General features: G+C 72.0%; 22 protein-coding genes and 2 pseudogenes. 5 read left to right on the plus strand and 19 right to left on the minus strand.

All coding sequences use genetic code 11. The features are described 5' to 3' along the window. Positions 1 to 273: 273 nt before the first annotated feature. Complete coding sequence (gene groL, locus IPK37_11895; protein ID QQR99698.1) at positions 274 to 1,902, plus strand: chaperonin GroEL; 1,629 nt, start codon at positions 274 to 276, stop codon at positions 1,900 to 1,902. Positions 1,903 to 2,069: 167 nt separating this feature from the next. On the opposite strand, the gene IPK37_11900 is transcribed toward groL, so the two are convergent. Further along, entirely contained in the window at positions 2,070 to 2,867 is a 798-nt protein-coding gene (locus IPK37_11900; protein ID QQR99699.1) for a hypothetical protein, read from the minus strand. A 193-nt stretch (positions 2,868 to 3,060) separates the two neighbouring features. On the opposite strand from IPK37_11900, the gene IPK37_11905 reads away from it, so the two are divergent. Continuing rightward, complete coding sequence (locus IPK37_11905; GenBank protein ID QQR99700.1) at positions 3,061 to 3,972, plus strand: EamA family transporter; 912 nt, start codon at positions 3,061 to 3,063, stop codon at positions 3,970 to 3,972. A 44-nt stretch (positions 3,973 to 4,016) separates the two neighbouring features. On the opposite strand, the gene IPK37_11910 is transcribed toward IPK37_11905, so the two are convergent. The 8 genes and pseudogenes from IPK37_11910 to IPK37_11945 all read right to left on the minus strand — a co-directional run bounded on the left by IPK37_11910 (position 4,017) and on the right by IPK37_11945 (position 11,187). Further along, complete coding sequence (locus tag IPK37_11910; protein QQR99701.1) at positions 4,017 to 4,304, minus strand: DUF3349 domain-containing protein; 288 nt, start codon at positions 4,302 to 4,304, stop codon at positions 4,017 to 4,019. Between the two features lie 200 nt (positions 4,305 to 4,504). Then, positions 4,505 to 4,825 (minus strand): DUF3349 domain-containing protein, encoded by a 321-nt coding sequence (locus tag IPK37_11915; protein QQR99702.1) that lies wholly within the window; start codon positions 4,823 to 4,825, stop codon positions 4,505 to 4,507. 152 nt (positions 4,826 to 4,977) lie between these two features. Then, positions 4,978 to 5,274, minus strand: a complete 297-nt coding sequence (locus IPK37_11920) for a hypothetical protein (protein ID QQR99703.1) — start codon at positions 5,272 to 5,274, stop codon at positions 4,978 to 4,980. A 157-nt stretch (positions 5,275 to 5,431) separates the two neighbouring features. After that, positions 5,432 to 6,607, minus strand: a pseudogene (locus IPK37_11925) (inorganic phosphate transporter). A 154-nt stretch (positions 6,608 to 6,761) separates the two neighbouring features. Continuing rightward, positions 6,762 to 7,055: a WXG100 family type VII secretion target gene (locus IPK37_11930; protein QQR99704.1), complete on the minus strand. Its 294-nt coding sequence runs from the start codon at positions 7,053 to 7,055 to the stop codon at positions 6,762 to 6,764. A 229-nt stretch (positions 7,056 to 7,284) separates the two neighbouring features. Next, complete coding sequence (locus IPK37_11935; GenBank protein QQS02840.1) at positions 7,285 to 8,619, minus strand: trypsin-like peptidase domain-containing protein; 1,335 nt, start codon at positions 8,617 to 8,619, stop codon at positions 7,285 to 7,287. Between the two features lie 194 nt (positions 8,620 to 8,813). After that, complete coding sequence (locus tag IPK37_11940; GenBank protein ID QQS02841.1) at positions 8,814 to 10,364, minus strand: HAMP domain-containing histidine kinase; 1,551 nt, start codon at positions 10,362 to 10,364, stop codon at positions 8,814 to 8,816. A gap of 85 nt (positions 10,365 to 10,449) precedes the next feature. Beyond that, positions 10,450 to 11,187, minus strand: a complete 738-nt coding sequence (locus IPK37_11945; protein ID QQR99705.1) for a response regulator transcription factor — start codon at positions 11,185 to 11,187, stop codon at positions 10,450 to 10,452. A 493-nt stretch (positions 11,188 to 11,680) separates the two neighbouring features. Between IPK37_11945 and IPK37_11950 the strand changes: the two genes are divergently transcribed. Next, positions 11,681 to 12,982: an EsaB/YukD family protein gene (locus IPK37_11950; GenBank protein ID QQR99706.1), complete on the plus strand. Its 1,302-nt coding sequence runs from the start codon at positions 11,681 to 11,683 to the stop codon at positions 12,980 to 12,982. Between the two features lie 622 nt (positions 12,983 to 13,604). Here the strand turns inward: IPK37_11950 and IPK37_11955 are convergent. Continuing rightward, complete coding sequence (locus tag IPK37_11955; GenBank protein QQR99707.1) at positions 13,605 to 14,921, minus strand: hypothetical protein; 1,317 nt, start codon at positions 14,919 to 14,921, stop codon at positions 13,605 to 13,607. A 62-nt stretch (positions 14,922 to 14,983) separates the two neighbouring features. Here IPK37_11955 and IPK37_11960 point away from each other — a divergent pair. Next, positions 14,984 to 15,878 (plus strand): IS5 family transposase gene (locus IPK37_11960; GenBank protein QQR99708.1). Its coding sequence is split into 2 segments (ribosomal slippage): positions 14,984 to 15,334 and positions 15,336 to 15,878, totalling 894 coding nucleotides; the frame shifts between segments, so codons are not numbered across the junction. Here the strand turns inward: IPK37_11960 and IPK37_11965 are convergent. The 4 genes from IPK37_11965 to IPK37_11980 are packed head-to-tail and all read right to left on the minus strand — an operon-like array spanning position 15,864 to position 17,091. Further along, positions 15,864 to 16,001 (minus strand): hypothetical protein, encoded by a 138-nt coding sequence (locus IPK37_11965; GenBank protein ID QQR99709.1) that lies wholly within the window; start codon positions 15,999 to 16,001, stop codon positions 15,864 to 15,866. The genes IPK37_11960 and IPK37_11965 overlap by 15 nt on opposite strands. Before the next feature lie 12 nt (positions 16,002 to 16,013). Then, positions 16,014 to 16,385 carry a hypothetical protein gene (locus tag IPK37_11970; GenBank protein QQR99710.1) on the minus strand — a complete coding sequence of 124 codons (372 nt, stop codon included), beginning with the start codon at positions 16,383 to 16,385 and terminating at the stop codon, positions 16,014 to 16,016. 14 nt (positions 16,386 to 16,399) lie between these two features. After that, positions 16,400 to 16,708: a pore-forming ESAT-6 family protein gene (locus tag IPK37_11975; GenBank protein QQR99711.1), complete on the minus strand. Its 309-nt coding sequence runs from the start codon at positions 16,706 to 16,708 to the stop codon at positions 16,400 to 16,402. Between the two features lie 47 nt (positions 16,709 to 16,755). Further along, positions 16,756 to 17,091 carry a hypothetical protein gene (locus IPK37_11980; GenBank protein QQR99712.1) on the minus strand — a complete coding sequence of 112 codons (336 nt, stop codon included), beginning with the start codon at positions 17,089 to 17,091 and terminating at the stop codon, positions 16,756 to 16,758. Positions 17,092 to 17,386: 295 nt separating this feature from the next. On the opposite strand from IPK37_11980, the gene IPK37_11985 reads away from it, so the two are divergent. After that, entirely contained in the window at positions 17,387 to 18,766 is a 1,380-nt protein-coding gene (locus tag IPK37_11985; protein QQR99713.1) for a hypothetical protein, read from the plus strand. Between the two features lie 9 nt (positions 18,767 to 18,775). On the opposite strand, the gene IPK37_11990 is transcribed toward IPK37_11985, so the two are convergent. The 5 genes and pseudogenes from IPK37_11990 to IPK37_12010 all read right to left on the minus strand — a co-directional run bounded on the left by IPK37_11990 (position 18,776) and on the right by IPK37_12010 (position 25,528). Further along, entirely contained in the window at positions 18,776 to 20,398 is a 1,623-nt protein-coding gene (locus IPK37_11990; GenBank protein ID QQR99714.1) for an ABC transporter ATP-binding protein, read from the minus strand. Continuing rightward, the gene (locus IPK37_11995) at positions 20,395 to 21,366 is read right to left on the minus strand and encodes an ABC transporter permease (GenBank protein QQS02842.1); all 972 of its coding nucleotides are present in this window, start codon (positions 21,364 to 21,366) and stop codon (positions 20,395 to 20,397) included. The genes IPK37_11990 and IPK37_11995 overlap by 4 nt, the downstream gene beginning before the upstream one ends. A 32-nt stretch (positions 21,367 to 21,398) precedes the next feature. Continuing rightward, complete coding sequence (locus tag IPK37_12000) at positions 21,399 to 22,547, minus strand: ABC transporter permease (GenBank protein QQR99715.1); 1,149 nt, start codon at positions 22,545 to 22,547, stop codon at positions 21,399 to 21,401. A 15-nt stretch (positions 22,548 to 22,562) separates the two neighbouring features. After that, positions 22,563 to 23,633, minus strand: a complete 1,071-nt coding sequence (locus tag IPK37_12005; GenBank protein QQR99716.1) for a BMP family ABC transporter substrate-binding protein — start codon at positions 23,631 to 23,633, stop codon at positions 22,563 to 22,565. A 549-nt stretch (positions 23,634 to 24,182) separates the two neighbouring features. Beyond that, positions 24,183 to 25,528: pseudogene (locus IPK37_12010) on the minus strand (IS256 family transposase). Between the last annotated feature and the right edge of the window lie 100 nt (positions 25,529 to 25,628).

The raw sequence follows: 25,628 nt of genomic DNA on the forward strand, positions 1-25,628 counted from the left end.
GCCGGCGCGTATTTGCACTCGGGGGGGTCGAGTGCTAATCATGGAGTTAGCACTCTCGGTGTGTGAGTGATAACCGACGCGGGTCCCGCGCCGAGTCCCTGCACCCGGGCAGTGAGCTCGTGGGACGACCCCGTGTCACGAGCTGGGAGACCACCCTGACCGGATCCGGTGAGGCCCGGAAGAGCGGCGCGAACGGCGCACCGCAACGTCGGGCCGTCCGTCGCGGGCGCCGCCCGGTCGCCACATCCGCCTCTGTGGGAGGAAACCACCGGAATGGCCAAGATCATCGCCTTCGACGAGGAGGCCCGCCGCGGTCTCGAGCGCGGCATGAACCAGCTCGCCGACGCGGTCCGGGTCACGCTCGGCCCCAAGGGCCGCAACGTCGTCCTGGAGAAGAAGTGGGGCGCCCCCACGATCACCAACGACGGTGTCTCGATCGCCAAGGAGATCGAGCTGGAGGACCCGTACGAGAAGATCGGCGCCGAGCTCGTCAAGGAGGTCGCCAAGAAGACGGATGACGTCGCCGGCGACGGCACCACCACGGCGACCGTGCTCGCCCAGGCCATGGTCAAGGAAGGCCTGCGCAACGTGGCCGCCGGCGCCAACCCGATGGCCCTGAAGCGCGGCATCGAGAAGGCCACCGCCGCCGTCTCCGACGAGCTGCTCGCCCTGGCCAAGGACGTCGAGACCAAGGAGCAGATCGCCGCCACGGCGTCCATCTCCGCCGCCGACACCCAGATCGGCGACATGATCGCCGAGGCCATGGACAAGGTCGGCAAGGAAGGCGTCATCACCGTCGAGGAGTCCAACACCTTCGGGCTCGAGCTGGAGCTCACCGAGGGCATGCGCTTCGACAAGGGCTACATCTCGGGCTACTTCGTGACCGACCCCGAGCGCATGGAGGCCGTGCTGGAGGACCCGTACGTCCTCATCGCGAACTCCAAGATCGGCTCCATCAAGGACCTGATCCCGATCCTCGACAAGACCAAGCAGGCCGGCAAGCCGCTGCTGATCATCGCCGAGGACGTCGAGGGCGAGGCCCTGGCGACGCTGGTGCTCAACCACCTGCGCCGCAACATCTCGGTCTGCGCCGTGAAGGCCCCGGGCTTCGGTGACCGCCGCAAGGCCATGCTCGGCGACATCGCGATCCTCACCGGCGGCCAGGTGATCTCCGAGGAGGTCGGCCTCAAGCTGGAGTCCACGGACCTCGACATGCTGGGCACTGCCCGCAAGGTCGTCGTCACCAAGGACGAGACCACCGTGGTCGAGGGCGGCGGCGACGCCGACCAGATCGCCGGCCGGGTCAAGCAGATCCGCGTCGAGATCGAGAACTCCGACTCCGACTACGACCGCGAGAAGCTGCAGGAGCGCCTCGCCAAGCTCGCGGGCGGCGTGGCGGTCATCAAGGCCGGCGCGGCGACCGAGGTCGAGCTCAAGGAGCGCAAGCACCGCATCGAGGACGCCGTTCGCAACGCGAAGGCGGCCGTCGAGGAGGGCATCATCGCCGGCGGTGGCGTCGCGCTGATCCAGGCGGGCGACCAGGCGTTCGGCAAGCTGAGCCTGGAGGGCGACGAGGCGACCGGCGCGAACATCGTGCGCGTCGCGGTCGAGGCTCCGCTCAAGCAGATCGCGATCAACGCCGGTCTGGAGGGCGGCGTCGTGGCGGAGAAGGTGCGCAACCTCCCCGCCGGGCACGGCCTGAACGCGGCGAGCGGCGAGTACGTCGACCTGGTCGCGGCCGGCATCATCGACCCGGCGAAGGTGACGCGGTCTGCCCTGCAGAACGCGGCGTCGATCGCGGCCCTGTTCCTGACGACGGAGGCCGTCATCGCCGACAAGCCCGAGAAGTCCGCTCCGGCGATGCCGGGTGGCGGCGACGACATGGGCGGCATGGGCTTCTGACGAATTGCGCAGCGTAAATCGAGGGCCCGGGGGTTTTTTTCCCGGGCTCTCGGCTGTAGTGGAGTGTGCGGAGGAAGCCGAGTTGGCCATGGGCTTCTGACGAAGCATTCAGCGCAGGTCGAAGGCCCGGGACGCCCGTCCCGGGCCTTCGCTCTGGGTGGGGGGACCTAGGCGGCGGCCGAGAGCTGGGCGGCCAGCTCGCGGCGCAGGAGTTCGAGCAGGCCGTCGGTGTCGTACGGCGTGTGGGCCAGCCGCCCGTCCGCCGTGGCGTGGATCTCGACCCAGCCGGCTTCGCACAGGACCAGCCGGAGGCGGACGTGGCCGCGCTGACCGCGGACGACGAGGCTGGCCTCCCCGATGAGCCCCGTCGCGAGCGAGGCGAGCAGGGGCGGCGCCGCAGGGAATCCGGCTCGGTGGGCGACGGCTGTGGCGGCGGCGTCATCGCCGGACCGCAGCGCGACGACGAGTTCGCGCGCCAGGTCGGGGGCGATGGCTGCGGCACGCACGCCGTCCGGGGTCGACCCGCCGGAGGGCAGATGACTCAGCACTTCCTGGGCCAGTCGCGCCACAGGGAAGGCGCTGACCGTCACCCCGTCCACGAGCTGCGGACTGTCGTCCGCGGGGACGACCACCGCGCGGGCGAGGGAGGATGCGGCGACGCCGTTGGTCCAGGCGAGGACCATCGCGCCCTCGCCGCACACGGAGACCTGCAGATCGACCTCGGCGGCGGCCGCCGCCTTGAGGCGCAGCGCCCGGCGGGTGAGTTCGTCCTCGCCGTCGAGGATCTTTGGGTCGCCCGCCTCGACGCCCGCGGCTTCGCACCAGGCGGCGACCTGATCGGCCGGCGGCACGAACACATCGGGCAGGCGCAGGTGGCGCAGTCCGGCGGTGAGGGGCAGCCACTCCCGTTCCGAGAGCGCGCACCGCAGCGCCCCGTCGTGCACGGTCATGTTGACGCGGGCCATCGGACCCCCTTCATTCGCTCGGTGCGGCTGGATCGCCCACTCCCTCAGTGAAATCGGCGGCGCGCGGCGGTTCTCAATGAGTTCGCGCGACACGCCGCGCCCGGGGCCGGGGTGGACCCCCGGTCACGGCCCGGGACCTGGGGGGACCTAGGGTTGAGCCGGCGTACGACGTACCATCCCCCACGGAGGCCCGATGCCCCGCAAAGACGCGCTGCTGGCGCTGGCCGTCGCGGTCGTGTGGGGCGTGAACTTCGTCGCCGCCTCGATCGGGATGGAGTCGGTGCCGCCGCTGCTGTTCGCGGCGATGCGCTTCACGTTGGTGGCGATCCCGGCGGTGTTCTTCGTGCGGCCGCCGGGCAACGGCTGGAAGACCGTCGTGGCCTGCGGGTTCGCGATGGGCGCCGGCCAGTTCGGGCTGCTCTACACCGCGCTGTCCTGGGGGATGCCCGCGGGCCTGGCGTCGCTGGTGTTGCAGGTGCAGACGGTGTTCACCGTGGTCATCGCCTCGCTGTGGCTGCGGGAGCGGCCGACCCCCTACCAACTCGCGGGCATCGCCGTGGGGGTCGTGGGGATGGCCGTCGTAGGCGCCAAGCACCTCGCGGCGGCCCCGATCCTGCCGTTCCTCATGACCGTCGCCGCGGCGGCCTCGTGGGCCACCGGCAACGTGTTGACCCGGCGCCGGCCGCCGCGTGACGGCTTCTCCTTGGTGGTCTGGTCCGCGTTGGTCTCGCCCGTGCCGCTGCTCGCCCTGTCGCTGCTCGTGGAGGGCTGGGAGCGGGACTGGGCGGCGCTGACCACCATGTCGGCGCGCTCGGTGGTCGGGCTGGCGTTCGTGACGTACGGCGCGTCGATGCTCGGCTACGGCCTGTGGAACCTGCTGCTGTCCCGGCACGCGGCGTCCACCGTGGCCCCGTGGTCGATGCTCGTGCCCCCGATCGGGACGATCGCGGCGTACTTCTACAGCGGCGAGGAGCCCGGGTGGATCGGCGTCCTGGGCGGCGTGGTGGTCACGGTGGGGGTGCTCATGGCCCTCGGCGTACGGCCCGGCGTCGTTCGGATGGACCAGCCCCGGCGGCGGCCGGCGGCCGAACCTCCCGGGCTCTAGCGACCTTCGCGGCCCCCGACGCGCGCCTCGAGCGCGAGCGACGGTTAGTCGTCGGCGGTGACGGGCCAGCCGCCGACCCGCAGCCGCTGCGAGACGCGATCCATCTCGTCGGGGGAGGGCAGCTCGAGGGTGCGCTTGAGGATGCCGGCGCCGACGTCGATCCGATCCGCGGGGATGATCCCCTTGCGGACGAGCTCCTGGCCGAGATCGGTCACTTCGTCATCCGACAGCCGCCGGCGCAACAGGGCCATGAGAGGGACATAGTCCTGGTCGGGAACGCCGTTGGGATATCCGGCGCGCACCCAGTTGATGAATCGGTCTAAGGGACCCACGTGGCCTCCCTTCGGCCCTACTCGTGGTGGGTACGGTGCGGCGTGGTGCGTCGAAACCTTGACGGTACGCCGACCGAGGCGCCGATTGATGCATTGTCCCGCATGTCGGTTTCCGCGAGCTCGGGAATGATCGTCGCCCGGGAATGTCGGTGGCGCAAGCAAACTCTTGGCGCGCCCGCCTGGTGCGCGGTGCCCCGGTGTCAGCCGGCGGGGGCGGGCTCGGCGCCGCCGTTGGCGTCGGCGAGGGGCCATCCTCCGCTGGCCAGCCGCGCGGCAACGCGGCGGATGTCGTCCTCGGAAGCGTGCCCCCGCAGATGCCTTTCGATGCGCCGACGGATTTCGTCGTCATCGATGGGCTCATCGCCATTCGCGGCTCGGATCTGCTCGCCGACCTTGACGATCTCCTCCTCGGTCAGGTGCCGCTGCAGCACACCGAAGAGGGCGATGTAGTCCTCCCGGGGGACACCCTGGGGGTAACCCTCCCGGAGCCAATCCAGGATTCGGGAAAACGAAAACGCCATGGGACACCGCCTGGTCACGCTGGATGCGGGGGCGCCGGAGGAATCCCGGCGATTTCCCGCATCGTAGTGGGCGGACGCTTCCGGGGGTAACCGGGCGCCGGCCCCGCCAGCTCGGCCGGTCAGGCCGGTGTCGTGGCGTCAGTGTGCGGCGATCACTTGGCCTTGGGGGCGAACGTCGGGAACACGTGCTCGAAGCTGACGGTCTGCCCGAGTCCCGACGCGACGACGATGGCGATGCCGGTGCCGATGAAGAACAGGACCAGGGCGAAGATCGCCAGCCCGATGACCTTGCCGACGGGGTGACCGCTGGCGTGATCGAGTTCGGCGTCGCCGCCCGCGCCGTACGCCATGGACTTCACGCCCAGGGCGAACAGCGCGGGCAGTCCGGCGCCGACGAGCAGGGAGATGGCGAGGACCTTCCAGGCCGCGGACGCGAGCAGGGTGAGCATGTCGAGGTCCTCCTCAGGCGCGCGGGGCGTCGGTCGTGGTGATGGTGTCGCCACCGGGAGTGGCGCCCGAGCCGGCCGCGGCGAGGTGAGCGGCCGCGGCGGGGGTGGTGGCGTCGTCGTCCGCGGCGGCCGCGGCGCGGCGCGACATCTGGTTCTCGTCCCAGTCGTCGTTCACGTTGTTGTGGTCGACGGGGGCGCGCCGCGAGCGCAGGAACATGTACGTCGAGAGGCCGAGCAGGATCGCGAAGACGACGAGCGGGCCGACGTAGCCACCGAAGGCATGCCCGATGAAGAAGGTCGCGGCGCCCACCAGGCCCGCGCTGGGCAGGGTGATCAGCCACGCGGCGACCATGCGGCCGGCGACGCCCCAGCGCACCTCGGCGCCGGGCTTGCCGACGCCGGTGCCCAGGATCGAGCCCGTGGCGACGTGTGTGGTCGACAGGGCGAAGCCCAGGTGGCTGGAGGTGAGGATGACCGCGGCGGAGGCGGACTCGGCCGCCATCCCCTGCGGCGACGAGATCTCCACCAGGCCCTTGCCCAGGGTGCGGATGATGCGCCACCCGCCGAGGTAGGTGCCCAGCGCGATCGCGAAGGCGCAGGCCACCTTGACCCACAGCGGGATGCTGTGGGTGTCGCTCCAGGAGCCGTGCGCGATCAGCGCGAGGGTGATGACCCCCATCGTCTTTTGGGCGTCGTTGGTGCCGTGCGCCAAGGAGACGAGCGACGCCGTGCCGATCTGGCCCCAGCGGAAGCCCGTCTCCTTGTAGCGCTCGGCCACGTTGGCGGTGATGCGGAAGATCAGCCAGGTGCCCACGGCGGCCACCAGGCCCGCGACGACCGGGGACAGCAGCGCCGGCATGATGACCTTGCCGAGCACCCCGTCGAGCTTGCTGCCGTCGCCGGCCCAGTTGACCCCGGCCCAGCCGATCCCCGCGACCGTCGCGCCGATCATGCCGCCGAACAGGGCATGGGATGAACTCGAGGGGAGCCCGAGGAGCCACGTCAACAGGTTCCACACGATGCCGCCGACCAGTCCGCAGAGCACGATCATCAGCAGCGCCTCGCCGTGGTTGGCGAGGAACTCCGCTTTGGGTGCGCCGGACTTGTCCTGGATCTTGATGACGGCGTTCGTCACGGTGAGGGCGACCTCCACCGAGAGGAACGCGCCGACAAGGTTGAGCAGGGCAGACAAGGTGACGGCGGTCTTGGGCTTGAGGGCACCGGTGGCGATGGACGTGGCCATCGCATTGCCGGTGTCATGGAAGCCGTTGGTGAAGTCGAAGGCCAGGGCTGTGACGACCACGAGGGCCACGAGGAGCAGGGCTACGTCCACATGCCTTATTGTGACGCGTCCGCCTTGGTGATCATGCCCATTGGACGGCCGTTCACTTTGTCCATGCGGCCTGACCTGGCGCTTTGTTCTGACAGTTCAACTGATGTTCGCTTAAGGCGCCCTGAGTCAGCCCCTGGAGAGCCGGGCCCGCCCGTTAGCGGGCGAATAGCGCGGCGTTGGCGGCCTCGACGTCCGCGTATTGGGTGCCGGCCCGCGACAGCGCCGTCTCGATGGAGTCCAGCGACTCCCGCACCGTCCGTTGCGTGGCGCTCCACTGGGTGACGACCTGTTGGAATCCGGCCGCGGCGGATCCGCGCCAGGCGCCCTGGAGCGCGGAGAGCCGGGCCATCATGCTGGCGACGTCGGACTCGATCTGGCCGGACATGCGTCGGATGTCGCCGGCGGCGGCGGTGATCTGCTGGGTGTCGACCTGGAACTGGCTGCTCATGGCGGGCCCTTTCGTCGGGCGGCGAGGGCGGTCCGGCGTCCTCGCCGGGCCCTGCCGTGCGGCGTCGCGACCGGGCGGCCGCGACTTGCCTCACGCTAGGCGCGGCCGTCGCAGGCCCTCCGGCGTCATCCACAGCCTCGGCAGCGGGGCGGGGGTGTGGACGATCGCGGGGCGACGATGTCGAGTAGCCCCCCCCGGTGCCCCGCCCGGGCCACCGGAGGGCCCCTCCTCAGGACCGTTCGCCGAGCGTCACCTTGAGCTCCTGCCGAGTGCCGCCGCGGACGACGACGAGAGTGACCTGGTCGCCGACTTGCCGTTCGCGGATCTGGGCCTGCAGCGCGCTGGCGCTGTCGACGGTCTCCCCGTCCACGGAGACGACGGCGTCGCCCGCCTTGATGCCGGACTTCTGCGCCGGGCCGCCCTCGACCGTCGACTTGATGCTCGCGGCGGCGCGGCGGTCCGGGCCGTCGGCGACGACGGTGTCCTCGACCTGGACGCCGAGCTGCGCGTGCCTCGCCTTCCCGGTGCTGATGAGCTGGTCCGAGACGTTCTTGACCTCGTTCACGGGGATCGCGAAGCCGATGCCGATGTTGCCGGAGGTCGCCGAGAGGGAGGCGATCGAGGAGTTGATGCCCACCAGCTGGCCGGCCGAGTTGACCAGCGCGCCGCCGGAGTTGCCGGGGTTGATGGCCGCGCTCGTCTGGATGGCGTTGGTGACGACCGTGGTGGCCGAGTTCGAGCCCTCGCCCTGCGTGCTCACGGGCCGGTTCAGCGCGCTGACGATTCCGGTGGTGACGGTCCCGGCGAGGCCGAGCGGGTTGCCGACGGCCATCACGGGGTCGCCGACCTTGAGCTTCGTGTCGTCGCCGAGCGCGATGGAGCGCAGGTCGGAGGGCGCGTTCTTGAGCTGAAGCACGGCCAGGTCGGTGTCGGGGTCCGCGCCGACGATCTGGGCGTCGTACACGCGCCGGTCGTCCAGCGCGACCGTGATGGGCGCGTTCGATCCGCCGGCGGCGGCGACGTGGTTGTTCGTGACCACGTGCCCCTTGCCGTCGATGATGACCCCGGAGCCCTCCCCGCCCGACCGCGCGGAACCGACCCGGATCGACACCACGCTCGGCGTGACCACCTTCGCGGTCGCGGTCCAGTTCGGGTTGCCCGGGTCGGCCTGTTCGACGATCCGAGCGGGCGCGGTGTCGCCCGCAGTCGTGCTGCCCCGGAGCAGCGCCCACATCCCGCCCGCGGCCAGGGCGGCTGTGAGCAGCGCCACCAGCAGGAGCTGGCCCAGGCGGCCGAGCCCCGACCGCCGAACCGGCTGATTGGGCGGGTACGGCGCCGGCGCTGCCCCCGGTGTGGCCGGTGCCGCGTGGGCCGCCTGACTGGCCGGTGTCGTGGGTGGCGGCCAGGCCTGACCGCTGGGGGCGCCCCAGCCCGCCGGATAGCCCTGGGGCAGGGGGGTCGTCGCCCCGGCCGGGCCCGCAGTGCCCGACGCTCCGGATGCCCCGCCCCCGCCCGACGTACCGGTCGTGCCCGGCGTTCCCGACGCACCTGGCGCGCTCGGCATTCCCGGCCCAGGCATGGGCGGATAGCCCGGGGGTGGGTAGCCTTGGCTCGGGCGGCCCGCCGTGTCGCCCTGCGCCCACGTCGTACCCTTCGGCGTGCCACCGTCCCACGGGGCCGCCGACGGTGAACCCGCGCTCCCCGGGTGGCGGGGGTCGTCGTGACCCTCGGGCAGAGGAGGGGGGGTCTGGGAGTGGCTCATCGCGCTCCTTCGGTGGGTGTCGCCGGGCTGGGGGTCGAGGGGGTGGAGGGACGGGACGGTACGGCGGTGCCTGGTGCCACCGGCGCCGTCTCGGGGAGCTCGACGACGAACGTGGCGCCCCCGCCGCGCGTCGGGCGGACCCCGACGCGGCCGGAGTGGGCGGCGACGATCGCCATGACGATGGCGAGCCCGAGTCCGCTGCCGCCGGAACTGCGCCCGCGCGAGGGGTCCCCGCGGTGGAACCGTTGGAAGACCTTGTCGATCTCGTGCTCGGGGATGCCGGGGCCGTGGTCGCGGACCTCCAGCCGTACGCCGTCGCCGACCGCGGCCCCCACCGGCGTGGGCCCGACGGCGACCTCGACGGGCGTCCCCGCGGGCGTGTGCTGCAGGGCGTTCGCGACGAGGTTGGTGACGACCTGGCGCAGGCGGGACTCGTCGCCGCGGACGACGGCCGGGCCCAGCGGGCGCTCCCCGAGCCCGACGAGCCGCACCGACCGGCCGGGCTCGCGCACCCGGGCGTCCTGCACGGCATCCGCGGCAAGCACGGTGACGTCGACCTCGCCCAGGCTCATGGGCCGCCGGTTGTCGAGGCGGGCCAGCGTGAGCAGGTCCTCCACCAGCAGGCTCATCCGGGTGGCCTCGTCCTCGATGCGGCGCATGGCCGCCGCGGTGGCCTCGGGGGTCGCGGCGGCGCCCTGCCGGTAGAGCTCGGCGTAGCCGCGGATCGTGGCCAGCGGGGTGCGCAGCTCGTGGGAGGCGTCGGTGACGAACCGGCGCATCCGCTCCTCCGACGCCTCGCGGACGGCCAGCGAACTCTCCAGGCGCGCCAGCATGGCATTGAGGGACTGCGACAGGCTGCCGACCTCGTCGCGGGCGGGATGCTCGGGCAGCCGCGGGGTGAGGTCGCCGTCGGCGATCGCGGCGGCCGTGTCCTCCATCTCGCGCAGCGGGCGCATGCCTCGGGTGACGCCGGCGTACCCAAGCGCTGCGCAGGCTCCCGCCACGGCCAGGCCGATCCCTAGGGACGCCGCCTGGAACTTGGCGATCGTGTCGTCGATGGCGCCGAGGGAGGCGGCCACGGCGTACGTCCCGCTCGAATTGCTCAACTGGCCGGCCGTCACGAGCCAGCGCGGCTCGTCCGAGGTCTTGCCACCCGCGCCGACCGAGCCGACCCGGAACACCTCGCCGCTGAGGACCCGCGGATCGCGAAGGGTCAACGCCGGTACGGCGGGGTCGGCGGGCTCCACGGCCGAGGGCTGGACGGACAGTCGCCGGCCGGTGGCGTCGAAGTAGAGGACGGCGTAGCGGCTCGGGATCCCCGGCGTCGCCACGTGGTTGGTGCGCATCAGGTCCTGGGCGTCGTTCTCCGCCGCCGATTGGCCGGCCGCGGTGAGCTCTTCGACGGTCCGGTTGCCGAGGTAGCTGCGCAGCACGAGCTGCGTGACGAGGCTGGTCAGCGCGAGCGCGGCGAGCAGCGTGACGACGAGCACCGTGACGAGCCGCCAGGTCAGGGGCCAGCGCTTGAGGAGTCGCTCGAGGCGTTCGATCAGGCCGCGGGCGCCACCGCCGGGCTGGGGACCGGCCCCCGCCGTCGGTGGGGCCTGCGTCGAGACTGCCGTCACGGCCGGGCGGTCAGGACTGCTCGGGCGGCATGCGCAGGACGTAGCCCACGCCGCGACGCGTGTGAATGAGGTGCGGTTCCTCGGCGTCGACCTTGCGGCGCAGGTAGGAGATGTACGACTCCACGATGCCCGCCTCGCCGCGGAAGTCGTAGTCCCAGACGTGACCCAGGATCTGCGCCTTGGATAGCACCCGGTTCGGGTTGAGCAGCAGGTAGCGCAACAGCTTGAACTCGGTGGGGGAGACGTCGATGACCCGCTTGCCGCGGCGTACCTCGTGGCTGTCCTCGTTGAGTTCGAGGTCGTGGAAGCGCAGCACCTCGTCCTCGTCGGTGTCGCCGCGGGTACGGCGCAGCACGGCCCGGATCCGCGCCACGACCTCCTCGAGGCTGAACGGCTTGGTGACGTAGTCGTCGCCGCCGACCGTGAGGCCCTTGACCTTGTCCTCGACCGAGTCGCGGGCCGTCACGAAGACGATCGGCATGTGCCGGCCATTCTCGCGCAGCCGACGGGTCACGGTGAAGCCGTCCATGTCGGGCAGCATCACGTCGAGCACGAGGAGGTCGGGCTGCTCCGTCTCGGCGATGCCGATGGCGGTCGCGCCGTCGGCGGCGGTGAAGACCTCGAATCCGGCGAACCGCAAGGAGGTGGCGAGGAGTTCGCGAATGTTCGGCTCGTCTTCGACGACGAGGAGCCGGGCCTCGGGCGGTGCGGTGGTCACCGTCCCAGTCTCCGACCGGTTGCTGAGCATTCGCTGAATGCCCGCGGCGAGACTCGGGCACCTCAGGGGAACCCCCGGACGGGGATGCCCGCGACGCGCGCCTCACGCACCATGACCAGCGGGGACGCCGTGCTGGGGGGACTGATATGCCGTATTCCTATGACGAACAACTGATCGACGCCGCGGCGATGCGGCGACAACGGCTCGGCATGGGGCTGCTGTTTCGCGCGGATCGGGCACGGCGCCAATGGCGGTCGGGGGTCAGGACGTTGTGGCACAGCGCGTTCCTCGCGACGCTGCTGTGCGCGGGCTGTGTCGCCGTCTCCTTTGTGACGCACCTCCTGGCGACGGACCCGGCGCTGAGCCGGCCCCGGCCGGCTGCGTCGGCCCCCACCGCAGCCACCGCGTCCGCCGCGTCCGCCCGGTCGGCCGGCACGGAGCGGGGGTCGGCCACCGGGAGCGGCGCCGATCGGGGCGCAGACCCAGGCCGCGAGCCGGGAACCGATCCGGCGGGGATGCGCCGGTGAGCGCCGCGGCGCCGTACCTGCGCGTGACCGTGCTCGGCGGCCGGCGTCCCGCGGACTTCGTGCTGCCGACCAACCATCCGACCGCGCTGCTCGTCCCGCAGATCCTCGATGTCGTGGGGACGGCCGACGGCACGGCCGCGTACGAGCTGGCTACCCCCGAGGGCCGCGTCCTGCCCGCCGACGCCGAGCTGGCCGCTGCCGGCCTGCGGGACGGGGTGCAACTGCGCCTCGTCGAGGCCGCGCAGGCCCCGCCGCCGCCGATTGTCTACGACATGGTCGAGGTGGTCGACCATGTCGTGCCGCGGGGGGTCTGGTCGGCGGTCTCCCGCCGCTGGGTGCTCTCCCTGCTGGCCGCCGTCACCTGGGTCGTCGTGGCGTGGATCGCCGCCGCGGGGCATCCGGCGGAGGCGGTGCGCCTGTGGTGGGCGGCCGCGGCGATCGGGGTCGTGGTGTCGCTGGGCGCCGCCGCCCTGGAGGGGCCGGAGGCGGCGTGGTCGTTCGGCGCGGCGGCGGTCTTGCTCGTCGCATCCGGACTCGCCGGCGACGCGCGTAATGCCTGGTGGTGGAGCGCCGTGCCGGCGCTCGCCGTCCTGGTGGCCGGCTGGTGTCGGCGGCGCCTCGTCGCCCCGGCGGCCACCCTGGGGACCGGTGCGCTCCTCGGGGGCCTCGGCTACGTCCTCACGTGGGCGCTGCCCGACAAGGCCGCCGCGGCGGCCGTCGTCGCGATCGCGGCGCTGTTCATCGTGGGGATCCTGCCCCGCGCGGCGCTGGCCGCTGTCGGGGTGTTCCGGCTCGGCGTCGAGGTCGGCGCCGGTCGTCGCTTGCCGCGCCGGGACGCGCTGGCCCGGGTCGCGGAGGCGCATGCGGCGCTCGCTGGGGGCCTGCTGGTGGCCGCGCTGGGTCTTGGCATCGCGCTGACCGTCCTGGCGATGACCCGGCCGGGGGTCTGGACGACCGGGTTGACCGCCGTCCTCGTGCTGGCCGTGGCGCTTCGTGCCCGTCACTTCCCGCTCGCGCTCGAACGCGGCGCGCTCTGGCTCGCCGCGATGGTCGGGATCGTGGGGCTCGTCCGGTCCGGCCTGCACGCGGCGCCGCGGATCGAACCGCTCGTCGTCCTCGGTGCCGCGGCGCTCGTCGGTCTCCTGCTCCTCGCGGCGTACACCCGCCTGAGCGACCTGCGCGCGGCGCAACTGCGCCGGGGCGCCGCGGTCGTGGAGACGGCCGCCATGCTCGCGACCGTTCCCGTGGCCGTGGGGGTCTTCGGCGTGTACGGCGACCTCTTGGCCACGTTCTGCTGAGGGGGGCGCGTGACGACACAGGAATCCTGGGAGGCGGCGCTGTCCGCGCGGCTGCGGGGGAAGGAGGTGCCGTCGGCGGGAGTCCCAGATGAGCGCGCGACCCCTAGATCCGCCGGCGAGGCGGCGGACCCGCGTCGAGCCACCCTGCCCATGCCGGGACCGGCCGGCGGCTCCCGTCCCGGCGCCGCGCCTCGCCTCACCACACGCCAGGTCGGGAGCGATGCGGCGCTGGCGGCCGAGTATGCCCGCCTGTCGCGCCGGGCGGGCACCCCTGCGTGGCGGCGGGCCGCCCGCCGCGTGGCCAGCCTCTGGCGCGCGGATGACGCGCCGACGGTCCTCGCTCGCTGCGGCACGGTCATCCAGCGGCCGGTCGCCACGGGGCGGCGCGTCGTCATCCTGGGCGCCTGTGGTGGGGCCGGCACCAGCACGATCGCCCTGGCCCTGGCCGAGATCCTCGCCGCGGTCCGCGGGGAGGCGACCGTCGTCCTCGGCGCGCCCGGCGACGGCGGCGGCGTCCTCGCGCGGGTCGCCCCCGAGGCGGTGCTGACGTGCCCCGAGCTGTGGTCCCCCGCCGGTCCCGGGGCGCCGGACGCACTCCCGGACGCCCTCCCGAACGTCCCCGTCACGGTCTTCGTCCCCCCCCGGACCCGGCGCATCGACGCGGCTCGCGCTGCAGCGGCTCGCGCGGCAGCGGTCCTACGCGATCGCCGACCTGGGCCCGGGCGGCCAGGCCCAGGCCCGAGCGCACGACGAGGGCGCGGGGTTGGGGGAGGCGCATGCTGTCGTCGTCGTGGTTGCCCCCCGGATCACCGCGGTGGCGGCCGCCCGGGGGCTCCTGCGGTGGTTGACCGCGCTCGGCGCCGGCGCGTGCACCCGGCTCGTCGTCTGCGACACCGGGTCCCCCACCGGACTGTCCGCCGCCGCGGCGGCCGCGGCCCTGGCCGACCTGGGCTGCCCCATCGACGTCATCCCCCCGGACCGGCACCTCGCGGCCGGGGCTCAGCTGGACCTGGCCTTGCTCGCCGAGCTCCCGGGAGATCCCCAGGCCCCGCACATTGATGTTCCGCCGGGTGGCCTCCACGAAGGTGACCTCGCCGTGCTCGGTGTAGAAGACGCCGCGGCCGCGGACCTCGATGCGGGCGTTCGCCAGCTTGCCCGCGTCCTTGATGCCGAGCTCTTCGGCGAGCTTGACCAGGTTGGTCTCGCCGAACGTCTGCCGGGCCTTCGGCATCAGGTCGGCGTACTCGCCCTTGATGTCCACCTTTAACCGCTCATGCACGCCCTCGGTGACGGCCGGCGGCTTGCCGAGCATGCCGCTGCCGTCGCGTTCGCCCTCGTACGCCGGCCGGACGAGCGCTCCCTTCCGCGGTGCCTCGGAGGCATCCTGGAGCCGGGTCGGCCAGCCCGCCTTGTCGATGAGCCCCCTGGCCTCGTCGGTGGTCTTCGCCACGGCCACGGCCTTGCTTCCCCCGGAGGCCCCGCCCGAGGCGGCCCGACCCTCCCGAGCCATGACGTCCAGGAGCCGTTCGGACTGGCCGGCCGCGCGGGTGCTCCCGATGCCCGCGACCTCCATCTGGTAGCCGACCGGCCGGAACGCGTCGACGGCTTTGCCGGCCGCCCTGCGCATGCCGGTGCTGACCGACCGGGCCCCGGACTGGACGGCGGCGGCCGTCTTGCCCGGCGCGTCCGCGACAAACTGCTGAAGATCCAAGCGGACGTAGTTCGCGTTGCGGGCCGCGGTGAGGGCCTTTGTCACCGCGGGCTTGTCGAGGACGACGTCCACCTTCGCCATCCCGGCGGCGACCTTGGCCGTGCCGGCCACCTTCATGGCGGACGCCAGATCGGCCACCCGTGCCGAGCTCGTCGGCGCCAGCCGGGTCACCCCGGCCAGGCCCGCCCGCAACGTGCCGCGCAACGCCCCGGATGGGGCGGTCTTCACGGCGCCGACGCCTAGGGCGTGTCTGACAAAGGGTTCGTGGCTGGGCTGCCAGTCTGGCTGGCATGTCGCGGTTTCAGATGCTCTCGGATGCTCAGTGGTCGCTGATCGAGGACATGCTGCCCGGACCCACGGGTCGGCGTGGCCGCCCGTTTGCGCCGGCCAGGTTGATGGTCGAGGCGATCATCTACCGGTACCGGTGCGGGATCGCCTGGCGGGATCTGCCCGAGGTGTTCGGGCCGTGGCAGACGGTGTGGACCTGGCACCACCGGATGGCCATGGACGGCACCTGGGATGCCGTGAGCACCCAGCTGACCGCGGCGGCCGAGGCGGCGGGGTTGATCGACTGGTCGCTGTCGGTGGACTCCACGATCGCCCGAGCCCACCAGCACGCCACGAACACGACCCGGCTCACGGGGGGCTGGATCGAATTACACGAATCCCCACCACGAGCCGCCTGATCACGGCATCGGCCGCTCCCGTGGCGGGCTGTCCACCAAGATCCACCAGTTGGTCGACGGTCACGGGTTACCGCTGGTCACCGCGATCACCCCGGGCCAAGACGGGGACTGCCCGATGCTGGTGCCGCTGCAGGCCCAACTGCGCGTCCCCCGCGCCGTCGGCCGGCCCCGGACCCGGCCGGTCGCGGTGCGCGGTGATAAGGCCTATTCCTCCCGGGCCAACCGCGCCCACCTGCGCGCCCGGCGGATCAAGGCGGTCATCCCCGAGCCTGCCGACCAGCAGCGTCACCGGCGTCGTCGTGGCTCGCGTGGGGGACGCCCGGTGGCTTTGGACCGCGCCGACTCCACGAACCGCAACGTCATTGAGCGGCGCTACTGCCACCTCAAGCAGTGGCGCGGCCTGGCCACCAGGTACGACAAACACGCGCTGCTCTACCGCGCCGCCGTGGTCCTCAACGGCGTCATCGCCTGGACCCGCCTTTTGTCAGACACGCCCTAGGGCGACCCACCCGTTGCGGATGGTGCTGGCTCGTTCCGAGATGGTCGTCTCGACCTTCATCAGGGCCTTGGCGGCAGCTCGCACCTCCGAGCCCCGATCCAGCTCGGGGAGCTTGTCCTCCATCGTCTGCGTCTCCTACCTGGTCGCGCCGCCAGGGCCCGCCCGGCCAGGCAGGTCGTCGGGGTAGTTCGCCAGCGTCGCGTTCCGCTGCGCCGTCTGCGCCATCTCGACCTGACCGTGGGAGTAGGCGTTGATGGCCGTCGCCGTCCCCTGGATCGCCGAGTTGGTATGCCCGAAGACGCCCTTGAGCTGGGGCGTGGCGTCCCTTTCGAGGTAGCCGCCCAGCGCCTGGACGACCTTCGGGCTGTGGGTGAGTGCGGCCTCGCAGCCACCCAGGGCGGCCGTCAGCGCCGGAACGTCGACCTTCTCGTATCCGTCCGCGGCCGTCAGGGCCTTCTTTACGACGCCCATCGCGGCCGGGTACTCAATGTCCCAGGTCAGCGCCATGTCTATCGCACCCGTCAGCCGATCGCCTCGACCGCGCCGCGGGCGCGGCCCTGGGCGGCGGTGGCCGTCTCGTCATTGCGGGTCAGGGTGGACTTGACGAGGTCGATGATGGTGCGCACCTCGTGGCTCGCGTTCTTCCAGCGCAGCTCGACGGACTGGTATTGCTCCGAGACCCCGTCGGCCTGGAAGTCGGCCATCGCGGCGGCGACCTGCCGGTCGCGTTCGGCGATGAGAGTCTCGAGTCGGGCGACGATGCCGGCGATGTCGCCCTGCACGGTGCCGGAGACGCCGGTGTCGAAGGAGATGCGGTCGGTGCTGGCCATGATTCGGAGGGTCCTCTCGCGCGGCGGTAGGGGTGGATGCGGCGGCGTCAGCGGCGCGAGCGGAAGTTGGCGGCGTCGAAGTTGGCCTGGGCCTGAGCGGAGGTGGCGTTGTCGGCCGCCTCGGCGTCCCCTGTCTTGAATGCGGTGTCCATGCCGCCCTGCCCGGTGAGGATCGCCGCCAGGGAGTCGTTGAGGTCTGCGCTGACCTGATCGGTGCGGACCTTGAACGCATCGAACGCGGCGCGGCCGGCGCCGTTGAACCTGCCCTCCAGGGGCTCGGCGGAGGCCACCAACGACTTCACCAGGGCGCCCAGGTCCTCGTGGGACCCCGAGGTGCCCTGCTGCAGGGTGGCCAGGATGTCCTGACCCATGTCGAACTTCATGCCGTTCCCCCATCTCGGTCGATCCTGCGGCGCGGCTGCCGCGGCGGAGGGGGCGCCGATCGCGCACGGAGCGGCACATCGTCCCCCGACGTGTGTCCGTAGGCAATCACGGCTCTGACCTGCGGCGCAACCGCTCCGACGAGCTGTTTCGCGGCGCTCGCGGATACCCCACGGGCGCAGCAGGATTCGCCGCGCGCCCGGGGCGGCGAGAGTGGCTCGCGACTCGCCGCACGTATCCTCGCGAAAGACTCGGCGTCGCGCGGCGCCGACGGGAGGGCATCGCGGGAGGGGCACGATGGCGGAGGATTGGCTCGTCCGGGGGCCGAGGCTCGTGGACTTCTCCGACATCGTCGGCGCCCTCGCCGAGGTCGACGGCCAATTGCTCGTCCGCGCCGACGCAGCCCAGCGCAACGTCGTGGTCGTCGACGACGACGAGGCGCCGCTGGTGTGGATCGGGCTGCCGCGCCGGCTCGCTCAGGCGCCGTACGACGCGGTCCGGCTCGGCCTCCCCGACGCGGAGCGTGCCGACCTGGACCACTGGACGGAGGCCACGGGGGCGGTGGCCGGCCGCCCCCGGCGTACCGGTCCCACTGGCGCCGCCCTCGTGGCTGCCGTCGCGCAGGCGCTGGCCACCGGGACGGGGGGCCGCGCGGACCGCCTCTCGGCGGCGCCGCGCTCTCCCCACGCGGCGACCCCTGGCGAGTCGGCCCCCGCCGACGGCCCGCCCGACTGCCCCTGCGACATCGTGGGGGAGCCCACCGCGATCCTGCTCTCCTCGCGCGCGACGGTGCAGCTCACGGGGTGGCTCATCGAGGCCCTGTCGTGGGCGCAGCGGGCCGGCCTGGCCCCGGTGTTGCTCACGCCCACGGGTACCCGCCTCACCCGGGCTGCGCTGGACTTCGTCGTCGGCGTCGGCGGCCGCTGGGTCGTGGCCGACGACCAGGACGCCTTCATGGATGGCAACACCGCGGTCCCCCTCGACTGGGACGGTGCGCAGTTCGTGGCCACGGGAACGGAGCCAATCCCGGCGTCGCCAGAGGTCTGGACCGTCTGCGTGGAGGGGCAGCTGCGGCACCCGTACGACGCCGACGTGCGCATCGGCACCGCCGCGACGGCGCTCGCCGCTGCGGTCGGCCTGCCCGCACCCATGGCCCTTGGGGGCCTCGAGCCGGCCGAGCGGGAGTGGGACCCAGACCTCCTCACCGAGCGCGCGGCCGCGGCCTCGCCGGAGGCGTTCACGGCCAGCATCCAGGGCGACCGGATGCAGGGGCAGATCGTCGTCCAACCGCAGCCCGCCTGGATCGGCGAAGACATCACCCTGTGGGCCGAGGAGGCGGCCTGCGCGGTTCCACCGGACGAGGAGATCGCTGCGGCCGGCCGGGCGGCGGGCGTCCGCCACCTGGTGGTCTCCCGCGCTCTCGCGGGGCCCTATGCCGATGTGGTGGCGGGGGTGTCCGCTCCGGCCGTACCGCTGCTCCTCCGCACCCACCTCGACGACACCGTCGCCGACCCCGAGCGGCTGGCCGACGTGCTCGCCGGCCTCGGCGAGCGCGCGCACATCGAGCCGGCCGCGACGGGGGACGTGCTCGTGGTGGCGTTCGCGGCGGAGGGGGATGTGGCGGCTCGGGAGCTGACCGCGGTACGTCGGGTGCTGGCTGGCGACCCGAGCGCGTGACGCACGTCGTTAGTGGTCGCCGCCGGCCATCAGCCGGCCGATCTCGGTGCGGTCCGCCGTCTCGGGGTCCATCTCCGCGACGACCTTGCCGGCGTGGATCACTGCGATGCGGTCCGAGAGCGACAGGATCTCGTCGAGCTCGGCGGACACGAGCAGCACGGCCGCGCCCGCGTCGCGGGCCTCGACGATGCGCCGGTGGATGAACTCGATCGAGCCCACGTCGACGCCGCGGGTCGGCTGCGCCGCCAGCAGCAGCCTCGGCCGGGTGCTCATCTCGCGCGCCACCACGACCTTCTGCTTGTTGCCGCCGGACAGGCTGGCGGCGGGCAGATCCCCGGACGGCGTACGGATGTCGAACTCGCCGATCCATCGCTCCGCGTTCTCCCTGATCGCCCCCCGGTCCCGCACGAAGCCATTGGCGAACTCGCCTTCGTCGTACCGGTTGAGCACCAGGTTGTCCGCGATCGAGTAGGTCGCCACCAGGCCGTGCTTCTCCCGGTTCTCGGGGATGTGGCCCATCCCGGCCCGGTGCGTGTCGCGCGGATCGGCCTTCGTGATGTCCCGGCCCAGCAGGGTCAGCGAGCCCGACTCGGCCCGCCGCATCCCGGCGATGGCCTCGACGAGTTCGCGCTGGCCGTTGCCCTCGACGCCGGCGACGCCGACAATCTCCCCCTCGCGCACGGTGAGGCTGAACCCGTCCACGGCGGGCAGCTTGCGGTCGTCCCGGACGTGCAGGTCGCGGACGGTCAGCACCTCCTCACCGAGCTTCGGCTCGGCCTTGTCGACGCGCAGCACGACGCTGCGCCCGACCATGAGCTGGGCCAGGCCGGCCGCGTCGACGTCGGCCGCCCGGACCTCGCCGACGACGGCGCCGCGGCGGAGCACGTACACGCGGTCGGCGACGGCCAGGACCTCGCGCAGCTTGTGCGTGATGAACACGATCGAGGTGCCCCGATCGGCCAGTTCCCGCATCACGGCGAGCAGCTCGTCGGTCTCCTGCGGGGTGAGGACCGCCGTCGGCTCGTCCAGGATCAGCAGCTTGACCTCGCGGGAGAGCGCCTTGACGATCTCCACGCGCTGCTGGGTGCCCACCGGCAGGTCCTCGATGACAGCGTCCGGGTCCACGTCCAGGCCGTGCCGGCTGGAGATGTCCCGGACCAGCCGCCGCGCGGCGGCCATGTCCAGCGATCCGCCCTGGATGGGCTCGTGCCCGAGGATGACGTTCTCCGCCACGGTCATGACGGGCACGAGCTGGAAGTGCTGGTGCACCATCCCGATGCCGCGCCGGATCGCGTCGGTGGGGTCCTTGATCCGGGCCTGGTCGCCGCCCACGACGATCGTCCCGGAGTCGGGCGTGACGAGCCCGAAGATCTGCTTGACCAGCGTCGACTTGCCGGCGCCGTTCTCGCCGAGGAGCGCGACGATCTCGCCGCGGTCCACGTGCATGGAGATGTCGTCGTTGGCCCGGACCGAGCCGTACACCTTCGTCAGGCCGGTGATCTCCAGGAGGCGCTCGCGAGCGGGAGCGCCGGGCGAGTCGGGCGAGTCGGGCGAGTCGGGAGTGCCGGGCGCGGCTGCCGTGGAGCGCGGCGATCCCGCCGGTACGTCGGGTGCCGCGGACGATCCGGTCATGAGCCTTCTCCCTTCACGAACGGCGTACCCTCCGCCGCCGGCGCCCGGACCCGGCCCGCCGCGACCGCGAGGACCACGAGTGTGAGCACGTAGGGGAGCAGGTTGACGAACTGCTGCGGGATGTCGACCACCCGGTCGGCCTGCAGCTGGGACGCGATCCCGGAGGTGAGCCCGAAGAACAGCGCCGCCGCGAGGGCCCGGCCAGGGAACCAGGCGCCGAAGATCATGATCGCGAGGGCGAGGAAGCCCTTGCCGGCGCTCATCCCGCGCTCGAAGGTGCTGGTCTGCTCCATCGACAGGTAGACCCCCGCGGCGCCCGCGAGCAGCCCCGCGAAGGTGGTGTTGATCAGCCGCATCCGGTTGACGTTGATGCCGGCGGTGTCGGCGGCGGTCGGGTACTCGCCGATCGCGCGGGTGCGCAGCCCCCAGCGGGTCCGGAACAGGGCGTACGACAGCCCGGCCACGGCCAGCAGGGTGAACAAGGCGATCACGCCGCCGCGGAAGAACACCGGGCCGATCAGCGGGATCTTGCTCAGCAGCGGAATCTCGAAGGTCGGCATCGCCACCGGCAGGGCCTTGCCCTGCACGTAATAGAACGAGGTGATGCCGGTCGCGACGATGTTGAGCACCACGCCGGCGATGATCTGGTCCATCTGGAACTTCACGGCCACCCAACCGAGGAAGGCCCCCATCGCCAGCCCGGTGAGGACCCCGGCGAGCAGCCCGATCCAGACCGACCCGGTGGCGGCGGCGGTGAAGAAGCCCGCGAACGCCGAGGCCAGGATCTGCCCCTCGATGCCGATGTTGACGATGCCCGAGCGCTCCCCGACGATGCCGGTCAGGGCGCCGAGCACCAGCGGGATCGAGAAGCTCCAGGCGAACCGCAGGATAGAGGTGGCCTTGGTGCCGTCCACGGCGTACCAGGCGAAGCCGATCACCAGGACCGCCGCGAGGATCAGGAGCATCATGCGGTTCTTGCGGACCGCGTCCAGGAGATCGTTCACGCCAGGCCTCCCGTCTCGGGCGCGGACACCGGGGTGCTCACCGGGGCCTCCGCGCGGTGCCGGAACAGCAGCTTGGCCAGGATCGGGATGGACACCAGCAGCAGCGTGATCGCCAGCAGCATGTCGACGACCTCGGGCTGGATCCCGGTGTCGAACTGCAGGTTGGAGGCGCCCGCGCGCAGGGTCCCCACCAGCAGCGCGGCGGGGATCGTGCCGAGGGGGTTGCCCCGCGCGAGCAGGGCGATGGTGATGCCGTCGAAGCCGAGGCCGGCGTTGAACCCGCTCTCGTAGCGGTGCGTGACGCCGAGGGTCTCGATGACGCCGCCGAGGCCGGCGAAGCCACCGGCCAGGACCATGCCGAGGACGGTGGTGCGGCCGAGGTTCATGCCGGCGTACGTCGCGGCGTTGGGGTTCTCGCCCACGGTCCGGAAACGGAAGCCCAGCGTGGTGCGGGACAGCATCCACGCGACGGCCACCGCGAACAGGACCGCCAGCGGGAAGCCGATCGGGACGATCCCCAGGTTCGGCAGCATGGCCCCCTCCGCGATCTCCGGGGTGCGGGGGATGACCTGGCCGGGCTCCTTCATCGGCCCGGAGATGAAGTAGTCGATGAGCCCCGCAGCGATCGAGTTCAGCATGATCGTGCTGATGACTTCGTGGACGTTGCGGGTGGCCTTGAGCAGGCCGGCGGTGGCCGCCCACAGCCCGCCCGCGAGGACGCCCACCAGCAGCGCCACCAGCACGAGCAGCGGTCCCGGCAGGTCCGCGTAGCGGTAGCCGACGTACGCCGTCGCCAGGCCACCGAGGATGAGCTGGCCCTGCGCGCCGATGTTGAACAGTCCGACCTTGAGCGGGATCGCGACCGCCAGGCCGGTGAGGATCAGCGGGGTCGCCTTCTGCAGGGTGCGCAGGATCCCGTCCGGGGTCAGCCAGGCGGAGGAGAAGAGGGATTGATAGGCGTACGTCGGGTTGACCCCCTGCGCCCGGATCAAGATCGCGCCGACGGCGAAGGCGACGGCCAATGCCAGGACGGGCACGAGGAGGGACTGGAACCGGGCCAGGGCGGCCAGCGGCCCGCCGCCCTGCGAGGGGGCGGCGGGCCGAGCAGTGGCGTGCGCCGGGCCGTCGGACTTGACCTCCGACATCGGATGCGGCCCGGCTCAGCCGAGCTTGACGCCCGTGGTGACGGTGCCGGCCTTGAGGTCGGCGACGAGCTTGTCGACTTCGGTCTTGACGTCGGCGGGCACCTTGGCCTCCAGGCCGTGGAACGGGGCGAGGCCGGCCTTGCCGGTGAAGTTGCCGCCCTTGATGGTGCCGTCCTTGGCCTGCTTGAGCAGGTCGTTGGTGCCTTCCGTGATGAGCTTCATGGCCGAGGTGACCAGGCACTTCTGCGCCTCGGGCACGGTGTTCCACTGGTCGGTGTCGACGCCGATGCAGAAGATCTTCTCGCCCGCGCCGGAGGCCTTGGCGACCTGCGCCAGCGCGCCGTTGCCGGTCTTGCCGCCGGCGCCGAAGATCAGGTCCGCGCCCTGGTCGAGCTGCTTCTGCGCCTCGGCCGCGCCCCAGGTGGGGTCGGTGAAGGCGGTGTCGCCGGCGGGGTGGTAGACGGTCGTGACGGCCACCGCGGGGTTGGCCTTCTTCGCGCCGGCCTCGAAGCCCTTGGCGAACTTCTCCACCGGCGGGATCTGCATGCCGAGCACCTGGCCGAGCTTGTTGGCCTTGGTCATCTTGCCGGCCAGGTAGCCCGCGGCGTACCCCGCCTGGTCCTCCGGGAAGACCAGCCCCACGAGGTTGTTCAGCGCGGCCTTGCTGTGGTCCTGGTCGACGCCGATGAACTTGACGTTCGGGTTGTCCTTGGCCGCCTTCGCGGTGGCCTCGGCCATGAGGAAGCCGACGGTGACGACGGCGTCGTACTTCGCGTCGGTGAACTTCTTCATGTTCGCCGCGTAGTCCTTGGTGTCGGTCGTCTCGACGTACTTCGTCTGCGACCCGGAGATGGCCTTCTTGGCGGCCTCCACGCCCTCCCAGGCGGACTGGTTGAACGACTTGTCGTCGACCTTGCCCATGTCGGTGACCAGGCCGACGCAGAAGACGTCCGCGGAGCTGCAGTCCCCGGAGGCGGCGGTGCCGGAGGTGCTGCCGCTGCTGCCCGCGGGTCCGGTGCTGCCGCCGCAGCCGGCGAGGCCGAGGGCGAGCACGGGCAGGAGGGCGAGGGCTCGGGTGGACTTCATCTGCAACTCCTTTTGTCGCACCTGCGGCTGTCCCGTCGTGCGGCGCGCGGGCGGGTGGCCCGCGGTACGCCGCCGGTGGGCAGCCCGGTCGGCCTCCGGTCGGCCCGGAGCTAGCGGTCAGCGTACCTCTGTGCCTCGTCGGCCGCCCGGAGCTTGGCCGTGTCGTTACCGGTCGGCAACAGCGCAGGTGGTACGGCGTACGACGGCACCGTCCGATGCCGCCTGGCCGCCGTGGAGTCCGCCGGACGCCGGTGGGCCGGGCGTACATGTCCCCCACTGGGGGCGCACCCCGCGACTGCCGCCCCTTTTCTCCTACTGGCGCCCGCCGTCATGTGGGGCGCCAGTGAGGGAAAAAGGGCGCCAGTGGGAGAGAAGGGGCGGCGGTGCACATAGCGGGGCGGCCGGGAACAAAAGACAAGGGGCAGTGCACAAAGCGGGGCGGCAGTGCGCAGCCGGCGGCGGTGGAGTCATCTCGAGTCCGAGCCTCGGGGATGACGTCCCTCGTGAAGTCCGGGCCTGTCAACTTCTCTGTGTAAGCGGGTCGGGCTTTCAGTAGGTCAGGTAGGGGTTGATGCGTTCGGGGTAGGCCACGGCGAGCTGGGCGAGGGCTTGCTTCCAGTTCGTGGTGACCTGGCCCTCGACGAGCCGGCCTGAGGCCTTGCGCTCGTTCGCGGGCTTGCCGCGTTCCTTGGCTCGTTCGCGGGCGCGGCGGTCCTCGATGTTGCAGATCGCCAGCCACAGCAGCTTGCGGGCGGCGTCGTCGGAGGGGAAGTGACCACGGTTCTTGGTCACCTTCCGCAGCTGGTAGTTCAGCGACTCGATCGAGTTCGTCGTGTAGATCACTCGCCGCAGCTCGGGCGGGAACGCCAGGAACGGGGTGAACCGCTCCCAGGCCCCGGTCCAGGTCGCGACCGCGTGGGGGTATCTGCGGCCGAGTTCGCTGGCCTCGAACGCTCCCAGGGCGTCCAGGGCGGCCTCGGCGTTCGCGGCGGTGTAGACCGGCTTCAGGGCGCGGCGACGGCCTTGCGGTCGCCGTAGGAGACGAACCGCATCGCGGCGCGGATCAGGTGGACCACGCAGGTCTGGACCAGTGAGTTCGGCCAGGTCGCCTCGATCGCCTCGGGGAAGCCCTTGAGGCCGTCGCAGCACACGATCAGCACGTCACGGACCCCGCGGTTGGCGAGCTCGGCGCAGACCCCGGCCCAGAACTTCGCGCCCTCGGTGTTCTCGATCCAGATGCCCAGGACGTGCTTGATCCCGTCCATGTCCACGCCCACGGCGATGTGCGCGGCCTTGTTGCGCACGTGCGCGCCGTCGCGGATCTTGACGATGATCGCGTCGAGGTAGATGACCGGGTAGAACGCCTCCAACGGCCGGTTCTGCCAGGCCATCACCTCATCGGCGATCTCGTCCACGATGTTGCTGATCGTCTCGTGGGACAGCTCGGTGCCGATCGTGGCCGCGAGGTGATGGGCGATCTCCCGGACCGTCATCCCACCCGCATACAAGCTGATGATCATGTCGTCGAGGCCGCCGAGGCGCCGCGCACCCTTGGGTACCAGCATCGGGGTGAACGTCCCCGCCCGGTCCCGAGGCACCTCCAGGGCGACGTCGCCGACCTCGGTCGAGACCGTCTTGGGCGTCGTGCCGTTACGCGAGTTCGGGAAGTGTTTCGCCTCCGGGTCGCCCTTGTCGTATCCCAGGTGATCGGTCAGCTCGGCCCGCAGGCCACGCTCGAGCGCAGCCTTGATCATCGCCGGCAGCATCCCGCCCTCACCGGTCAGCTGCACCTCACCGGAATCGATCCGGGAGAACAACCCGTCCAAGGCGCCAGAAGCCACCAGCTCCTCGGCCATCGCCGCCGTCGCCTCCGCGCCGTTCGTCGATGCCGTCATCTCGTCCATCATGCTCACGCGTACTGCGTCCTCTCGTGTCAGGCCCGAAGACCCTTACACAGAAGAGTTGACACCCCCTGAAGTCCCGATCACTGTCGTC

The organism is Austwickia sp. (assembly GCA_016699675.1).
Classification (GTDB): Bacteria; Actinomycetota; Actinomycetes; order Actinomycetales; family Dermatophilaceae; genus Austwickia.

What these genes read in the sequence shown, in the direction of transcription:
- IPK37_11945 (QQR99705.1), bottom strand. Translation starts at nt 11,187, where the DNA reads ATGCTCAGCAACCGGTCGGAGACTGGGACGGTGACCACCGCACCGCCC.
- IPK37_12000 (QQR99715.1), bottom strand. Translation starts at nt 22,547, where the DNA reads ATGTCGGAGGTCAAGTCCGACGGCCCGGCGCACGCCACTGCTCGGCCC.
- IPK37_11980 (QQR99712.1), bottom strand. Translation starts at nt 17,091, where the DNA reads ATGAAGTTCGACATGGGTCAGGACATCCTGGCCACCCTGCAGCAGGGC.
- IPK37_11985 (QQR99713.1), top strand. Translation starts at nt 17,387, where the DNA reads ATGGCGGAGGATTGGCTCGTCCGGGGGCCGAGGCTCGTGGACTTCTCC.
- IPK37_11920 (QQR99703.1), bottom strand. Translation starts at nt 5,274, where the DNA reads ATGCTCACCCTGCTCGCGTCCGCGGCCTGGAAGGTCCTCGCCATCTCC.
- IPK37_11900 (QQR99699.1), bottom strand. Translation starts at nt 2,867, where the DNA reads ATGGCCCGCGTCAACATGACCGTGCACGACGGGGCGCTGCGGTGCGCG.
- IPK37_12005 (QQR99716.1), bottom strand. Translation starts at nt 23,633, where the DNA reads ATGAAGTCCACCCGAGCCCTCGCCCTCCTGCCCGTGCTCGCCCTCGGC.
- IPK37_11965 (QQR99709.1), bottom strand. Translation starts at nt 16,001, where the DNA reads ATGGAGGACAAGCTCCCCGAGCTGGATCGGGGCTCGGAGGTGCGAGCT.
- IPK37_11995 (QQS02842.1), bottom strand. Translation starts at nt 21,366, where the DNA reads ATGATGCTCCTGATCCTCGCGGCGGTCCTGGTGATCGGCTTCGCCTGG.
- groL (QQR99698.1), top strand. Translation starts at nt 274, where the DNA reads ATGGCCAAGATCATCGCCTTCGACGAGGAGGCCCGCCGCGGTCTCGAG.
- IPK37_11975 (QQR99711.1), bottom strand. Translation starts at nt 16,708, where the DNA reads ATGGCCAGCACCGACCGCATCTCCTTCGACACCGGCGTCTCCGGCACC.
- IPK37_11990 (QQR99714.1), bottom strand. Translation starts at nt 20,398, where the DNA reads ATGACCGGATCGTCCGCGGCACCCGACGTACCGGCGGGATCGCCGCGC.
- IPK37_11935 (QQS02840.1), bottom strand. Translation starts at nt 8,619, where the DNA reads ATGCCGAGCGCGCCAGGTGCGTCGGGAACGCCGGGCACGACCGGTACG.
- IPK37_11930 (QQR99704.1), bottom strand. Translation starts at nt 7,055, where the DNA reads ATGAGCAGCCAGTTCCAGGTCGACACCCAGCAGATCACCGCCGCCGCC.
- IPK37_11905 (QQR99700.1), top strand. Translation starts at nt 3,061, where the DNA reads ATGCCCCGCAAAGACGCGCTGCTGGCGCTGGCCGTCGCGGTCGTGTGG.
- IPK37_11970 (QQR99710.1), bottom strand. Translation starts at nt 16,385, where the DNA reads ATGGCGCTGACCTGGGACATTGAGTACCCGGCCGCGATGGGCGTCGTA.
- IPK37_11915 (QQR99702.1), bottom strand. Translation starts at nt 4,825, where the DNA reads ATGGCGTTTTCGTTTTCCCGAATCCTGGATTGGCTCCGGGAGGGTTAC.